This window comes from Sphingopyxis sp. LC81, assembly GCF_000756375.1.
Taxonomy (GTDB): Bacteria; Pseudomonadota; Alphaproteobacteria; order Sphingomonadales; family Sphingomonadaceae; genus Sphingopyxis.
This window is the reverse complement of record NZ_JNFD01000011.1, coordinates 60,388-74,539: the sequence shown is the minus strand read 5'-3', so window position 1 is coordinate 74,539 and position 14,152 is coordinate 60,388. Positions and strand designations below refer to the sequence as shown.

The 14,152-nt window shown below is 66.9% G+C and carries 14 protein-coding genes; 2 read left to right on the top strand and 12 right to left on the bottom strand.

All coding sequences use genetic code 11. The features are described 5' to 3' along the window. Positions 1-144: 144 nt before the first annotated feature. Together FG91_RS06515 and FG91_RS06510 are read right to left on the bottom strand one after the other, a co-directional pair. Positions 145-621, bottom strand: coding sequence for a hypothetical protein (locus FG91_RS06515; protein ID WP_037513489.1), 477 nt, complete (start codon positions 619-621; stop codon positions 145-147). Continuing rightward, the gene (locus FG91_RS06510) at positions 618-992 is read right to left on the bottom strand and encodes a VOC family protein (protein WP_037513487.1); all 375 of its coding nucleotides are present in this window, start codon (positions 990-992) and stop codon (positions 618-620) included. Before FG91_RS06510 ends, FG91_RS06515 begins: the two co-directional genes overlap by 4 nt. A 119-nt stretch (positions 993-1,111) precedes the next feature. On the opposite strand from FG91_RS06510, the gene FG91_RS06505 reads away from it, so the two are divergent. Next, a complete protein-coding gene (locus FG91_RS06505; protein WP_037513484.1) occupies positions 1,112-1,627 on the top strand; it encodes a winged helix-turn-helix transcriptional regulator in 516 nt (171 codons plus the stop codon). A 78-nt stretch (positions 1,628-1,705) separates the two neighbouring features. Here the strand turns inward: FG91_RS06505 and FG91_RS06500 are convergent, their stop codons facing one another. The 4 genes from FG91_RS06500 to FG91_RS06485 form a co-directional block, all read right to left on the bottom strand. Next, entirely contained in the window at positions 1,706-3,292 is a 1,587-nt protein-coding gene (locus tag FG91_RS06500) for a GMC family oxidoreductase (RefSeq protein WP_037513482.1), read from the bottom strand. Positions 3,293-3,456: 164 nt separating this feature from the next. Then, on the bottom strand, positions 3,457-4,371 hold the full coding sequence (locus FG91_RS06495; protein WP_037513481.1) for a sterol desaturase family protein: 915 nt from the start codon (positions 4,369-4,371) through the stop codon (positions 3,457-3,459). Further along, positions 4,364-4,771: a hypothetical protein gene (locus tag FG91_RS06490; RefSeq protein WP_037513479.1), complete on the bottom strand. Its 408-nt coding sequence runs from the start codon at positions 4,769-4,771 to the stop codon at positions 4,364-4,366. The genes FG91_RS06495 and FG91_RS06490 overlap by 8 nt, the downstream gene beginning before the upstream one ends. After that, the gene (locus FG91_RS06485; protein WP_037513477.1) at positions 4,768-5,202 is read right to left on the bottom strand and encodes a TIGR01244 family sulfur transferase; all 435 of its coding nucleotides are present in this window, start codon (positions 5,200-5,202) and stop codon (positions 4,768-4,770) included. The genes FG91_RS06490 and FG91_RS06485 overlap by 4 nt, the downstream gene beginning before the upstream one ends. A 104-nt stretch (positions 5,203-5,306) precedes the next feature. Here FG91_RS06485 and FG91_RS20900 point away from each other — a divergent pair, with 104 nt between their 5' ends. Continuing rightward, positions 5,307-5,936 (top strand): GNAT family N-acetyltransferase, encoded by a 630-nt coding sequence (locus FG91_RS20900; protein WP_152568020.1) that lies wholly within the window; start codon positions 5,307-5,309, stop codon positions 5,934-5,936. Here the strand turns inward: FG91_RS20900 and FG91_RS06475 are convergent. The 6 genes from FG91_RS06475 to FG91_RS06450 form a co-directional block, all read right to left on the bottom strand. Further along, positions 5,873-6,745, bottom strand: a complete 873-nt coding sequence (locus FG91_RS06475) for a sterol desaturase family protein (protein WP_081940453.1) — start codon at positions 6,743-6,745, stop codon at positions 5,873-5,875. The two genes, FG91_RS20900 and FG91_RS06475, sit on opposite strands and share 64 nt — an antisense overlap. A gap of 74 nt (positions 6,746-6,819) precedes the next feature. Beyond that, positions 6,820-7,878, bottom strand: coding sequence for an AraC family transcriptional regulator (locus tag FG91_RS06470; RefSeq protein WP_037513475.1), 1,059 nt, complete (start codon positions 7,876-7,878; stop codon positions 6,820-6,822). Between the two features lie 59 nt (positions 7,879-7,937). Next, entirely contained in the window at positions 7,938-8,243 is a 306-nt protein-coding gene (locus FG91_RS06465; protein WP_037513473.1) for a UrcA family protein, read from the bottom strand. A gap of 148 nt (positions 8,244-8,391) precedes the next feature. Next, on the bottom strand, positions 8,392-10,179 hold the full coding sequence (gene recQ / locus FG91_RS06460; protein ID WP_037513471.1) for a DNA helicase RecQ: 1,788 nt from the start codon (positions 10,177-10,179) through the stop codon (positions 8,392-8,394). A 164-nt stretch (positions 10,180-10,343) separates the two neighbouring features. Beyond that, a complete protein-coding gene (gene ybaL / locus FG91_RS06455) occupies positions 10,344-11,993 on the bottom strand; it encodes a YbaL family putative K(+) efflux transporter (protein ID WP_037513469.1) in 1,650 nt (549 codons plus the stop codon). Positions 11,994-12,061: 68 nt separating this feature from the next. After that, the gene (locus tag FG91_RS06450; protein WP_235211965.1) at positions 12,062-14,104 is read right to left on the bottom strand and encodes a putative bifunctional diguanylate cyclase/phosphodiesterase; all 2,043 of its coding nucleotides are present in this window, start codon (positions 14,102-14,104) and stop codon (positions 12,062-12,064) included. Positions 14,105-14,152 lie beyond the last annotated feature (48 nt).

Sequence of the window (14,152 nt, the reverse complement as noted above, 5' to 3'; positions counted from 1 at the left end):
TTTAGCCTTTCCAACATGACATTAATATGGCATTCATTGGGTCAACAGTTTCAGGAGGGGAGAGCCTGAAAGGCTGGGCCGGGACGCAAGTCCCGGCCCTCTTTTTTTGTGCGCAGCACAGATGCCGGTCAAAATCGGCAGTTTTCAGGGGTTTGTGCGCGCGTAGCGCAGCATAGCGAAGACGCGCCAGCTGCCGTCATCCTGCAAAATCGAATCGCTGACGACGAGTCTTCCGTCCGCTTCAAGGACATAGGTCGAGCGGCCGATCTCGACATCGGCGCTGCCCCAATGTGTCCACCATTTCGCCGCATTCACCCCGCCGACGACGGCACGTGTACGGCCAGTGCTGTCGGTCCATTTTCCGCGCACGCGACCCTTCGCATCGAAGGCGTATGTCGCCTCGGCCGAATAGGCGACCGGCGGCGTCCCCGCGATGCTCAGGCGATAGGCGAGCGTCGTCGCCCCGCCCTCACCCGGCGCGATGTCGAGCGTCGCGGTCGCGGGCTTGCCGAACGCCTCGCCCTCACCGGCCCAGCGTCCGTGCCAGGCGGCGAGCGACGGGGCTTCGGCGGCAGGCGCGGCCGGCGCCATCAGCGCCGCCGCCCACCAAAGCGATATCATGCCGCGATCTCGGACTGCGAGAACATGAAGGCGTTGCCGTCGGGATCGTAGAAAGTGAGCAATTTCACCAGCCCCGGAATATGCTGGATATCGCCGTCCTGCCGCACGCCCTCGGCATCGAGATGCGCCTTCGCCTCCTCGATATCGGCCACCTCGAACACATTGGTCGCGCCGCCGCCCTGCACGACCGCCTCGACCTGGCTGAGCCCGATATTCACCCCCGCCATCGGCGTCTTCAGCTCGCACCAGCCGAGCTCGTCGGCGCGGTAGAGCAGCTCGCACAACATCACCCGCTCGTACCAGGCGATCGACGCGGTCATATCCTTGACCCCCATCGAACAGGTGAGCTCGGATCCGATCTGAAGTGCCATGCATTCCTCCCTTTTCGCAAAACGCCGAGCCGCGCGGAGAATCGCATGGCCCATATCGCTTGCCTCAATGGTCTGGTTTGTATAGTTAGTTGCAAATGCCGTCAACCGCGTCCGACCCCATGCTGATTCAGCTCGGCAGCCATCGCTGGCTGGTGCCGCTGCTCGCCGATCTGGCGGCACACAGGGGCGCTCGCTTCGTCGAACTGATCCACCGCCTCGGGCTCTCGCGCGACAGCCTCACGCGCACGCTGGAGGCAGCGGCGACGATCGGATGGGTGGCGCGCAACCCCGGTCACGGCCACCCGCTACGTCCCGAATATATATTGACCGAAGCGGGCGCCGCCGCCGCCACGCGCGCCGCAACGATCGCCGAAGCGCAGCAGAAGATCGACCTCCCGCCCGGCGCCGCGACGCGCTGGGGGCTTCCACTGGTCGCCGGAATCGGCGCGGGCCACGACCGCTTCAACGCGCTGTCGCGCCTGCTGATCCCGGCAACTCCGCGCGCGCTGTCGCAGGGACTGACCGCGCTCGGCAAGCACGGGCTGGTGACGCGTGAAGTGCTCGACATGCGCCCGCCCGCCAGTCGCTATGATTTGACCAAAAACGGCGCGCTGCTCGCCGCCGCGTGCGCTTAATGCACCCCGGCGAAAGCCGGGGTCCAGACTGCGGACGCGGCGCTCTCAACATCGGCCCCGGCTTTCGCCGGGGTAGACTCAACCGAGAGCGGCCTTCACGAAATCGGCCGCCCGCTCCCCGATCATGATGCTCGGCGCATTGGTGTTCCCTGAAACGAGGCGCGGCATGACACTCGCATCGGCAACCCACAGCCCATCGATGCCGTTCAGCTTGAGCGCGGGATCGACCACCGCATCGGCGTCATTCCCCATCCGGCAGGTGCCCACGGGGTGATAGACGGTGTCGGCACGGCTGCGGATCAGCGCGTCGAGCGCGGCATCGTCGCCCAAGTCCACCGGGTGCCGGTCGATCCCGGCGTAATCCGCCAGCGGCGGCGCCGCGGCGATGCGGTGCATCATCCGCACGCCCGCGCGCAGCGTCGCCATATCGCGCGCGTCGGTCAGAAAGCCCGGATCGATTGCCGGCGCCGCGGCGGCATCGGACGACGCAAGCCGCACCGACCCGCGGCTCTCGGGACGCAGCACGCAGGCGTGGCACGAAAAGCCATGCCCCTTCACCTTGCTCCGCCCATGATCCTCGAGCATCGCGGGCACGAAATGATATTGGATGTCGGGCGCGGGCAGGTCGGGGCGCGATTTCCAGAACCCGCCCGCCTCGGCGAAGCAGGTCGTCATGATCCCGCTGCGCTGCGTACGGTGCTCGAAGATCGCCTTCACCATCCGCCAGGTGCCGCCCAGGCTGTCGCCGAACGGTTCGGTCGAGCGCGTCTCCCAGCTCGACACATAGTCGATATGGTCCTGCAGATTGTCGCCGACCCCCGCCCGGTCGAGCGTCACCTCGATCCCCTTATCCTTCAGATGCGCGCCGGGGCCGATCCCCGACAGCATCAGGATCTGCGGGCTGCCAAACGCCCCCGCCGACAAGATCACTCCGCCGCGCGCGCGCAGCGTCTCGCGGCTGCCGCCGCGGCGGATCACCACCCCCGCCGCGCGCCCGTCCTCGACGAGTATCTTCTCGACCAGCGCCCCGGTGCGCACCGCGAAATTGCCGTGCTCGCGCAGCGGCTCGACATAGGCGCGCGCCGCCGACCAGCGTTCGCCGCCCTTCTGCGTCACCTGATAGAGGCCAAAGCCTTCGTTGCTGGGGCCGTTGAAATCGACCGTGCGCGGCAATTGCAGCGACGCCGCGCTCTCGACGAAGCGCCGGCTCGTCACATTGGGCCAGCGCTGGTCCATGACGTTGAGCGGCCCGCCGCTCCCATGAAATTCATCGCCGCCACGCTCATTGCCCTCGCTGCGCTTGAAGAAGGGCAGCACGTCGGCATAGCTCCAGCCCGTCGCGCCGAGCGCGGCCCACTGGTCGTAGTCGAACTGGTGCCCGCGGATATAGACCATCGCATTGATCGCGCTCGACCCGCCGAGCCCGCGTCCGCGCGGCTGATAGCCGCTGCGCCCGTTCAGCCCCGCCTGCGGCACCGTCTCATATTTGTAGTTCGACGCATTCCGGATGAAGGGCATGAACCCCGGCGTCTTGATCAGCATATTGTCGTTGCGCCCGCCCGCCTCGACCAGGCAGACCGTCCGCTTGCCGTCCTCGGCCAGCCGCCCCGCCGCCGCGCTCCCCGCGCTGCCGCCGCCGATGACGATGATGTCGAACTGATCCATGCTTGCGACTCTCCCTCGCGCCGCCTGCTGGCGGTCGCCCGGGTGCTTACATGAATGTCATTAGGAAGCGAGGCAAGACCATACACGTCGCCCCCGCGAAGGCGGGGGCCGCTGGAGAGTTAGCATAAGGCCGACTGCGCCCCCCTTCGCGGGGACGACGATCATCACTCCGCCGGCTCTTCCACCGGCAGACCTGCCTGCCATTTCTCGCGGATCATCGCGCTCGTCGCGCGGCTGCCGTCGTGGCTCCAGCCGGGTTCGCGCCACATGTAATCGAGCTTGTGCTTCCACGGCGCAGCCCAGACATCCTTCGCGATCCCGACCCATTCGTGCACCGCGGCCCAGAGGATGTTGAAGCTGCCGAGCTGCTTGACGATGCCGTACCGCACCGGCTCGTCGTCGCGTTCGGGAACGAAGCTGCCGAACATCTTGTCCCAGATGATGAAGACGCCCGCATAGTTCGCGTCGAGATAGCGCGGATTCACGCCGTGATGGACGCGGTGGTGCGACGGGGTGTTCATCACCGCCTCGAACCATTTGGGCAGCCGCTTGATCGCCTCGGTATGGATCCAGAATTGATAGATCAGGTTGAGCCCGGCGCAGAAGAAGACCATCGCGGGCGGAAAACCGATGAGAAAGAGCGGCAGGCGAAACAGGAAGGTCAGGCTGAAAAAGCCCGTCCATGTCTGCCGCAGCGCGGTCGAGAGATTATAGTGCTGGCTGCTGTGGTGGATGACGTGGCTCGCCCAGAACCAGCGCACGCGATGCGCGCTGCGATGGAAGGCATAATAGGCCAGATCGTCGAGGAAGAAGCAGAGGATCCACGCCCACCACCATGTCTTGAACGCGATCCCGATGTCGAACAGGTGGAATTGGTACACCCACACCGACATGCCGATCACCGCTGCGCCGACCAGTGCGCCCGCGACTTGGCTCACCGTGCCGAGCATCAGCGAGGTCAGCGTGTCGCGCGCTTCGTAGCGGCTCTTGTCCTTGCGCAGCGAGATCAGCATCTCGGCGATCAGCAGCAGGATGAAGGCGGGGACGGCGTAGACGACGGGATCGGGCAGCTCAGGCACGAACGATCTCCCGCATCCGGCTCGCCCACATCCCCGCATCCCTCCCCAATTGCAGCGTCACCGCGCCAAATGTCCGCTCGGGCGTCGTCAATGTCAGGAAATCCTTGTCGAGCCGCCCGATCACGCTGGCGTCGACCGGCCGCGCGGCAAAGAAATTGCCATGCGCGCGCACCAGCATCATCCGCCCCTCGGCATTTTGCACGATCGCGGCAAAGCCCGCGCGGTCGCGCGCGACCTCGACGCCCTTGAAACCGGCCTCGGCCTCTTCGGCCAACCGGATAGCATGCTCGGCATCCGCAATCCGCGGATCGCCGCCGAGCCCCATCTTTCCGACCAGCCAGGCGACGAAAAGCACCGCGATCAACGATGCGCCCAGCTGGATCAACGCAGCTTGCGTCATTTTTCCCCCGCGAGCGCGTCCAGCATCGGCCGCAACCCGCTGAGGTCATAGCCTGCATTCGCTGCCGCCTCGACGATGCCATCGACATCGTCACCGGCGCGCGCGCGCGTCAACGCCCACAGATGCGTCGAGCGCGTCCCCGACCGGCAATAGGCGAGGATCGGCCCCGTCGCATCGCCGAGCAACTTGTCGAGCGCGTCGATCTGCGCATGGCTGAAACCCGCATGGCCAATCGGGATCGCGGCATAGGCGAGTCCCTCGGCCGCCGCGGCGTGCGCGATATCGTCGCCCTGCGGCGCCGAAGGCTCCTCACCGTCGGGACGATTGTTGACGAGCATCGCAAAGCCCGCGGCCTTGGCCTCGGCCACATCCTCGATGCTGATCTGCGGGGCGACGCTATAGTCGGCGGACAGGGTTCGAAAATCGCTCATGCCAGCGATCTACTCCTCGCGCCCGCTTGCTGACAAGCATGAAGGTGGGGCACGAAGGCGCGTTGCCACTTTCCTTGCCGCGCGCGGCGCTTATGATCGATGCCATGAACGATCATTTCAAATGGGCCTTCGGCTATTGCGCCGCGCGCGGATATGGCCATCCGGTTGCCGCGACCACTCCCTCCGCGCTGTGGTTCGATGCCGGCAAGCCCGACCAGATCGGGCGATTCATTCTCGGCAGCGCGTCGGGCGCCGCCGCCGCCGCGGCATTCGCAGCGGTCGAAGCGCCGCATATCTATGTCGACATTGCGGCGCCGCGCGACGCGATCCTTCCGCATGTCCCGCCGCATTGGCAGCCGCGCGATCCGATGTGGCTGATGGCGACCGAAACCGACATGCCCGCGGCGCGGCCCACGCCCGATTTCACGTTCGAGGTCGCTGAAAGCGCCGACCGTTTCGAGGCCATCGCGCGGCATGCCGACGGTTCGCTCGCCGCGCGCGGCGTTCTCGGCATCCACGGGACCACCGCCGTCTACGACCAGATCGTGACCGAGACGCAGTTCGGCCGCCGCGGGCTCGGCTCGGCGATCATGGCCGAGCTCGGCCGCTGCGCCCTTCGCCGCGGCGCCACCGAATGCCTGCTGGTCGCCACCGCCGATGGGAAGGCGCTCTACGAACGGCTCGGCTGGACGCTGCGCAGCGACATCGTCTCGGTGATTTCGCCGTCGGCCTGACCCATATTCGCCCCGCCCGCGCTCGCGCGCACCGGCGGGCGCGACACGACTTCGTGAAACCGCTCGGCATAGTGCGGATGCTCGGTCCCCATCCATTTGTCCCACCAGGTGAAATAGAGCCCGTAATTGCGGTTGAAGCCGCCGCTGTGGTGCAGATCATGATGCGTCGTCGTGTTGATCCAGCGCGTCAGCGGGGTCGACAGCCACCAGCGCGGATGCAGCTCGAACCCGGCATGCCCCATCGCGTTGCGGACGATCTGGAAATTGATCCACAGGAACGTCACCCACACCGGGGTCGCAACGAAGAATAGCCAGATCGGCACAAAGGCGATCATCACGAACGCCTCGGGGATCGCAAAGCTGTACGCCGCCCACGGCGTCGGCGTCACCGACCGATGGTGCGCGCGGTGGAACGCCTTGAACAGCCGGGGATGGTGCATCGCGCGATGCACCCAATAGAAATAGGCATCGTGCGCGACGATGATCGCGGCGAGCAGCGCCATGTCGCCGAGTAGGCCATAGCTGCCCTCAAAACGATGCAGCACGCCGGTGTCGACGCCCCAGACGATGAACAGCGACACGAACAGATAGACGCCCGCCGTCTGCAGCGATTGCAGGAATTCGCGGCGCTTGTCGGCCGCCGTCGCTTCGCGCGCCTGAATCTTGCGCGTGGCAAGGTTAGAGCGGCGCAGTCCCCAGACGATGGCAGCGGTGACGCCCGCCGCGACCAGATAGCGGCCGAAGTCGAAGGCGAAGATCGCCGGACCCTTTTCGAGCAAAATGGCGAGCGGAGGCAGGTCTTGAATCATGCGGGCATCCTTCGAATTGGTGCCCGCTGTTCAGCAGCTATCCTGCGCCGCCGCGCCGCGATGTCGAAAATCGGCTAGCCGATTCCGGAATCGGCCAGCTGCCCCGCCCGATACGCGCTCGGCGTCATTCCTTCGGCATCGCGGAACGCGCGATTGAACGGCCCGAGCGAACCGAAGCCCGCATCGATCGCGATCGTCAGGATCGGCACCTCGCGCTGCGCCGGATCGGCGAGCGCGGCGCGGATCTCGTCGAGGCGGAAGCTGTTGAGGAACGCGGTGAAGTTGCGAAAGCCCATCTCGCCATTGATCGCACGCCGGACGCGATATTCGGGTTCGCCGAGCTGCGCCGCGAGGATCGTGATCGAAAAGCCCTCGGCGCGATAGGCGCGCGCCTCCGCCATCACCGCGTGCAGCCGCTGCGCGAGCGGCGATGGTGTGGCCGGCGGCTCCGCCTGTTTCGGCAGGCGCCCCGGCGCAGCGAACAGTTCGGCCAACCGAAAGCGATACAGGCCAACCGATACGATGAAGGTGGCAATCAGGATCGCGACGAGCGTCACCGACCGCCCCGGATCGGACGCCGCACCATGGCTGTCGAACATCTCGATAAAGGTCACGAGCAGGATGAAGCCGCCGATCGCGCAAACGAGCGCAGCACGAAATCCGCGCCGCGCCTCGATCAGGTCGTTGGCGCGTCCGCGCCACGCGATCCACATTCCCGCCACCGCAAAGGCGAACATTCCGATGCGCACCAATACCCAGATCTCGAAGCTGAACGTCCCCATCATGGCGAGCAGGACGATCTGGACCAGCGGCAGCACGCCGAATGCCGCCACGAGCAGCCAGCTGCGCCAGCCGATGCGCTGCTGGTCATCGAACCACAGCCGCACGAACAGCCAGAAGAACGCCGGCACCATCACCGACAGCGCATCGAACAGCTCAAAGGGAAGGCGTGCCGGCCCCTCGGGCTTGAGCAGGTCCGAAACCAGATAGGCGACGATCGCCAGGTTCATCGCGATCGCGACGCGCGCGGACAGCACGTCGCGGTGGTCGCGCCACAATATCGCGATCCACAGCAGGAACAGCGCGATGGCGCCGCCACGAATCATCGGGTCGAGGATCATCAGCGACGCCATCGCGTTCTGCTACTGCAAGCGATGGCGGGGCGCCACCATCGCCATCTTCACGCGAAACGTCATTGCGCCGCCAGTTGCTGAAGCTGGCGGCCCTGCAATTTTCGTATCGCCAGCGCGCGGATTGTCTCGCGGCACTGGCGCGCCGCGCGGCGCGCATCGAGGGTCAGATGCTCGACATCGTTGCGGCACGCCGCCTTTGCGGCACGCGCGATCCGGCGTTCCGCCGTCTTCATGTCGCCGGGCGCCCTGAGATCGAGCGCGCTGAGGTTGACGCGAACGGTCGCGGTCGTGCCGGCCGCCTGCGCCGCCATCGGCGTCCACGCAGGGCATCCCGCGACCAGCGCGGGGATCAGTCGGTGTTTCATGGTCGAAATCCTTTCATCGATCGGCGCCGCGAAGGGAGAGCGGCCGCGATGAAAGTGCAGGTGGCAACGATCGGCGCATCGGTCGCGCCGCGTTCGGAATATGGCTAGCCGTTTGTGAAATCGGCGAGCCGGGCGGCCCGATATCGGCTCAAAATTGCCGGATCACATTCAGGAACGCGTCGCCCCACGCCTCGAGCTTTTTGCCCCCGACGCCGGGGATGTCCGCCAGCGCGCTCCGCGTCGCGGGCCGTCCGCTCGCCATCGCGCGCAGCACCGCGTCGTGGAAGATGACATAGGGCGGCACCCCGGCTTCGGCGGCGAGCTCGCGCCGCATCGCGCGCAGCGCATCGAACAGCGGATCGCCGACGGGGTTCGCCGCCGCGCGGTCGGCGCGGCTCGTGCGCCCACCCTCGCGCTGCGTGCGCTTCACCGGCGGTTCGGCCATCAGCACCGCGGTCTCGCCCTTCATCATCGCGCGCGCCGCGGGCCCAAGCATCAGCCCGCCATGTTCGGTCGTGTCGAGCGCCTCGCGCGCCATCAGGCTGCGCACCAGCGGCTTGATCAACCGCGCCTCCTCGCCCGCGACGATCCCGAACACCGACAATTTATCGTGCCCGCGGCTCGCGATCCGCTCGTCGCTGCGCCCGGTCAGCACCGCCTCGATATGCCCCGCGCCAAAGCTCTGCCCGGTGCGATAGACCGCCGAAAGCAATTTCTGCGCGAGCACCGTAGCGTCGACCTGACGCCCGGGCTCAAGGCAATTGTCGCAATTGCCGCAGCGTTCGGGCGGACTCTCGCCGAAATGCCGCAGCAACAAGGCGCGGCGGCATTCGACCGTCTCGACCAATGCCGCGAGCGCATTGAGCCGCACCCGCTCGCCCGCGACCCGCACCTCGGGCAGTTCGGAGAGCCGCATCCGCGCGCGCGCAAAATCGTCGGCGCCCCACAGCATCATCGCCTCGGCCGGATCGCCGTCGCGCCCCGCGCGCCCCGTTTCCTGATAATAGCTTTCGATCGATTTCGGCAGCCCGGCGTGCGCGACGAAGCGCACGTCGGGCTTGTCGATCCCCATGCCGAAGGCGACCGTCGCGGTGACGATGCCGTCCTCCGACGCGACGAAATCATGCTGCACGCGCGCGCGCCGCTCGGGGTCGAGCCCGGCGTGATAGGCCGCGACGCTGCGCCCCGTCGCCGCCGCGATCTGCTCGGCGAGCCGCTCGGTGCCATTGCGCGTCGGGGCATAGACGATGCCCGGCCCCGGGTTCGCGGCGATGAAATCGACGAGCTGCTTCGCCGGGCTCACACGCGGCCGCACCGCATAGCGAATGTTCGGCCGGTCGAAGCCCGCAAGGATCAGCCCGTCCGCCGGAATCCCAAGCTGGACGAGGATATCCTCGCGCGTGTGCTTGTCGGCGGTTGCCGTCAGCGCAAGCCGCGGCACCGCCGGAAAGGCATCGAGCAGCGGGCGAAGCAGGCGGTAGTCAGGGCGGAAATCATGCCCCCACTCCGACACGCAATGCGCTTCGTCGATCGCGAACAGCGCCGGCGTCTGCGCTTCGAGCAAGGTGCGGAACCCCTCGCCCGTCGCGCGCTCGGGCGCCACGTACAAGAGGTCGAGCTGGCCATCGCGATACGCCTGCCGCGTCTCGGCCCAGTCGGCGTCGACGCTGGTCAGCGATGCGGCACGAATCCCCGCCGCGCGCGCGCCGCGAAGCTGGTCGTGCATCAGCGCGATCAGCGGCGACACGACGACGACGCAGCCGTTCAGCGCAACCGCGGGCAGCTGGTACGTCAGCGACTTGCCCGCCCCCGTCGGCATCACCGCGAGCGTCCGCGCCCCCGCCATCACGCGATCGACGACCTCGCCCTGACGGCCACGGAAATGGTCGAAACCGAAGGTGGATTTCAGGAGCGGAAGGAGAGCGTCGGCGGACATTGCGATGGCGATAGGGCGGATGGTGGTGAGAGGGAAGCCCCGGACTCATCCAAACGGGCCACAACACCAACCTCGTCATTCCCGCGAAAGCGGAAACCCAGCGAGCTGAGGTTGCAACTGGGTTTCCGCTTTCGCGGGAATGACGAGAATTGGGGTAGCGGAAGCTAAGCCAAAGTCAGCATCGCGCGCTCGGCCATCCGCGACGCGGTTTCGCGCTCGGCCATTACGACATGGTCGGCGCCGCGGCGCACCAGATCGTCGACCTCCTCGTCCGAATGCGCGCGCGCGACGATCACCAGTTTCGGGTTGATCGCGCGCGCGCGCCGCACGATCGCCCCCGCCTCGACCCCCTCGGGGATCGCGATCAGCAGGGTCGACGCGGTGTCGATCCCGGCCTGCCGCAAGATGCTTTCCTTCGTCGCGTCGCCGACGATCACCGTCGCCCCCGCCTCGGTCGCGGCGGCCGCCATGTCCTTCTGGTCCTCGATCACCGTCAGCCCCTCGCCGCGCCCGCAGATCAGGCTGCCGATATGGCTGCCGACGCGGCCATAGCCGATCAGCACGACGCCGGCGTTGCACGGCGCGGGCGCGGGCGCACCCTCGCCCTCCGCCTCCGCTTCTTCCTCTTCGGCCTCGGCGTCGCGCATATATTTTACCGCGAGCGAGAAGAGGATCGGGTTGAACAGGATCGACAACAATGACCCCGCGAGGATCAGGTCGCGCCCCGTTTCGGGCAGCACTTTCAGGCCCACCCCCAGCCCCGCGAGGATGAACGAAAATTCGCCGATCTGCGCGAGGCTGACCGACACCGTCAGCGCGGTCCCCGAATGATGGCCGAAGGCGCGGACGAGCGCATAGGCGGCGACCGACTTCCCGATCACGATGATCGCGACCGTCGTGAGCACCGGCCCCGGCTGTTCGACGAGCACCTTGGGGTCGAAGAGCATGCCGACCGAGACGAAAAACAGCACCGCGAACGCGTCGCGCAGCGGCAGCGTCTCCTCGGCGGCGCGCCGCGAAAGCTGCGTTTCGCCGAGGATCATGCCCGCGAAGAAGGCGCCCAATGCAAAGGACACATCGAAAATCACCGCCGCGCCGAACGCGACCCCCAATGCGATCGCGAGCACCGCGAGGCGGAACAGCTCGCGCGATCCCGAATGCGCGACCCAGTGGAGCACCCACGGCAGCACCCGCCGCGCGATCACGAACATGAAGGCGACGAAGCCGACCACCTTCACCAGCACGATCGCCGCCGACTGGAGCAGCCCCGCGCTGCCGCCCTCATCGCCGCGCGACCCGAACATCGCGGGCAGCAGCACGAGCGCGAGCACCATCACCAAATCCTCGACGATCAGCCAGCCGACCGCGATCCGTCCCTTTTCGGTCTCGACCATGTCGCGCGCCTGCAGCGCGCGCAGCAACACGACGGTCGACGCGACCGACAGCGCCAGCCCGAAGACGATGCTGCCCTCGACCGGCCAGCCGAGCCACAGCCCGAGCATCATGCCGAGCGCGGTCGCGACCGCGATTTGCGCGATCGCCCCCGGCACGGCGATCTTGCGCACCGACAGCAGATCTTTCAGCGAAAAATGCAGGCCGACCCCGAACATCAGCAGGATCACGCCGATCTCGGCAAGCTGGAGCGCGAGCCCGGTGTCGGCAACGATCCCCGGGGTAAAGGGCCCGACGAGCACCCCCGCGAGCAAATAACCCGCGATCGGCGAAATGCGGAGACGGTGCGCCAGCGCCCCCATCAGGAACGCCACGCCCAGACCGGCGACGATGGTTCCGATCAGGCTGGTGTCATGCGGCATGGCCCTTGCGTAAAGGGCGCGGGCGCGGAGGGTCAACCCAAGGCAAGCAATTTAGTCAAATTGAACAGTCAGGCAGCGCGAATCCGTTCCGCGTCGTCGGCATCATCGCCCTGCGCAACCGAGCGGCCGGGCCGCCCGATCAGGAAGCCCTGCGCCTCGTCGCAGCCTTCGCGGCGGAGCACGTCGAGCTGCTGCGCGGTCTCGATCCCCTCGGCGAGGATCGGGATCGACAGGCTTTTGCCGAGCGCGAGCACCGCGCGCAGGATCGCGGTCGACTGGATATTGCCCTCGAGCTCGGCGGCGAAGAAACGGTCGAGCTTGATCTTGTCGAACGGAAAGGCGCGCAGGGTTTCAAGCGACGAATAGCCGGTGCCGAAATCGTCGAGCGCCACCCCGATACCCAATGCCTTGATCTGGCGCAGCACGTGCAACGCGCGTTCGCGGTCGGCGATGATCGCGGTTTCGGTCAGCTCGATCTCCAGCCGCCGCGGCGGCAAACCGGTGTCGAGCAGGATCTGATGGAACAGGCGCGGCAGGTCGACATGCGCAAGCTGGAGCGGCGACACATTGACCGCGACCCTCGACGCGTGCGGCCACGCCGCCGCATCGGTGCAAGCGCGCCGCATCACCCATTCGCCCAGCGCCAGGATAAAGCCGTTCGCCTCGGCAAGCGGAATGAATATCGTTGGCGGAATCGCGCCGCGAACCGGGTGCATCCAGCGCAGCAGCGCCTCATATCCGGTGACCTCGCCCGTCGTGACCGAGGTCTGGACCTGATAATGGACGTCGAGTTCGTCGCGGTCGATTGCGCCCCGCAAGTCGGCGGCGAGTTCGCGCTGGTCGCGGATCGCCTCGTCGAGCTGCCAGTCATAATAGCAGGGCGCGGTCGCGGCATCGGCCTTGGCGCGGTACATGGCAAGGTCGGCGTTGTTCGACAGCATCTCGGCCGTCGCCGCATCGTCGGGGAACACCGCGACGCCGATGCTCGCACCGAGACGCGCCTCGAAATCGGGGAAGACGAGCGGCGCCTTCAGTTCGGCATCGAGCCGCGCCGCGAATGCCGCCAGCTGCGCGCGATCGGTAAAACGCGTCAGCGCGACGAACTCGTCGCCGCCGAGCCGCGCGACGAATTCATCGGGACCGAGCGTATCGCGCATCCGCTGTGCCAGCCGCGCGAGCACCTCGTCGCCCGCCTTGTGGCCGTGGACGTCGTTGATTTCCTTGAAGCGGTCGAGATCGATCGCGCACAGCCCGACGCGCTCGCCCTTCACGATCGCCGCGCCGATCTGCCGCGCCAGTTCGGCGCGAAAGGCGGTGCGGTTGGGAAGGCCGGTCAGCGCGTCGTTCATCGCCATATGCGTCAGCTCGCGCATCGCGTCCGAGCGCGTCTGGCGATCGAGCATCGCCGCGAACACCCCCGCCGCGATCACGATCCCGCCGACGAGCACCGTCGCGAGCGCCAGCGCGTTGAATTCGGCCGGACGCAGCGGCGTTTCGTCGAGCGCCATCGGCGTGATAAGCATCGCGGTCATCGCCAGGAAATGGAGCGAGGCAATCGCGAGCACAATCAGCCCCGTCGCCAGCGGCACACGGAAGCGCACCGCCCGGCTTGTGCGGAGCACCGTCAGCGCGGCTGCGGCAAAGACCATGCCGCAAATCACCGCCGCGGCGACATAAGCGTCATCCCAGGCGACGATTCCGTCGACGCGATAGGCGGTCATGCCGGTGAAATGCATCGCCGCAATGGCGCCGCCGAACAGCGCTCCGCCGATCGCACCAAAAACTTCATCCTTGCCCCACGCGGCGACCGCGAAGCCGATGAACGAGCCGACCATCGCGACCATCAGCGAAGCGATGGTCAGCACGGGATCGAGCGTGACCGGCGCCTTCGCCTCAAAGGCGAGCATGGCGACGAAATGGGTGCACCAGATCGTCGCGCTGGCGGCGACCGCGACAAGGAATGCCCAGGCGATTCCCTGTTTTCGCTGCGCTTCGCGCGCGCGCTCGAACATCTGCACGATCGCAAAGGCGCCGATGCCGCAAATCGCGACCGCCAGCGCAACGAGCCACGGATCGTGGTCGATCGCGATACACATCGCCAGCCTGATCAAAATCCCACCTTTCGCCTCGACATCCGTCCACGGGACGGACTGGTCCCC

Bases quoted from the DNA above. Each gene is read 5' to 3' on its own strand.
- FG91_RS06515 (WP_037513489.1), bottom strand. From the start codon at position 621: ATGATATCGCTTTGGTGGGCGGCGGCGCTGATGGCGCCGGCCGCGCCT.
- FG91_RS06510 (WP_037513487.1), bottom strand. From the start codon at position 992: ATGGCACTTCAGATCGGATCCGAGCTCACCTGTTCGATGGGGGTCAAG.
- FG91_RS06505 (WP_037513484.1), top strand. From the start codon at position 1,112: ATGCTGATTCAGCTCGGCAGCCATCGCTGGCTGGTGCCGCTGCTCGCC.
- FG91_RS06500 (WP_037513482.1), bottom strand. From the start codon at position 3,292: ATGGATCAGTTCGACATCATCGTCATCGGCGGCGGCAGCGCGGGGAGC.
- FG91_RS06490 (WP_037513479.1), bottom strand. From the start codon at position 4,771: ATGACGCAAGCTGCGTTGATCCAGCTGGGCGCATCGTTGATCGCGGTG.
- FG91_RS06485 (WP_037513477.1), bottom strand. From the start codon at position 5,202: ATGAGCGATTTTCGAACCCTGTCCGCCGACTATAGCGTCGCCCCGCAG.
- FG91_RS20900 (WP_152568020.1), top strand. From the start codon at position 5,307: ATGAACGATCATTTCAAATGGGCCTTCGGCTATTGCGCCGCGCGCGGA.
- FG91_RS06475 (WP_081940453.1), bottom strand. From the start codon at position 6,745: ATGATTCAAGACCTGCCTCCGCTCGCCATTTTGCTCGAAAAGGGTCCG.
- FG91_RS06470 (WP_037513475.1), bottom strand. From the start codon at position 7,878: ATGGCGTCGCTGATGATCCTCGACCCGATGATTCGTGGCGGCGCCATC.
- FG91_RS06465 (WP_037513473.1), bottom strand. From the start codon at position 8,243: ATGAAACACCGACTGATCCCCGCGCTGGTCGCGGGATGCCCTGCGTGG.
- recQ (WP_037513471.1), bottom strand. From the start codon at position 10,179: ATGTCCGCCGACGCTCTCCTTCCGCTCCTGAAATCCACCTTCGGTTTC.
- ybaL (WP_037513469.1), bottom strand. From the start codon at position 11,993: ATGCCGCATGACACCAGCCTGATCGGAACCATCGTCGCCGGTCTGGGC.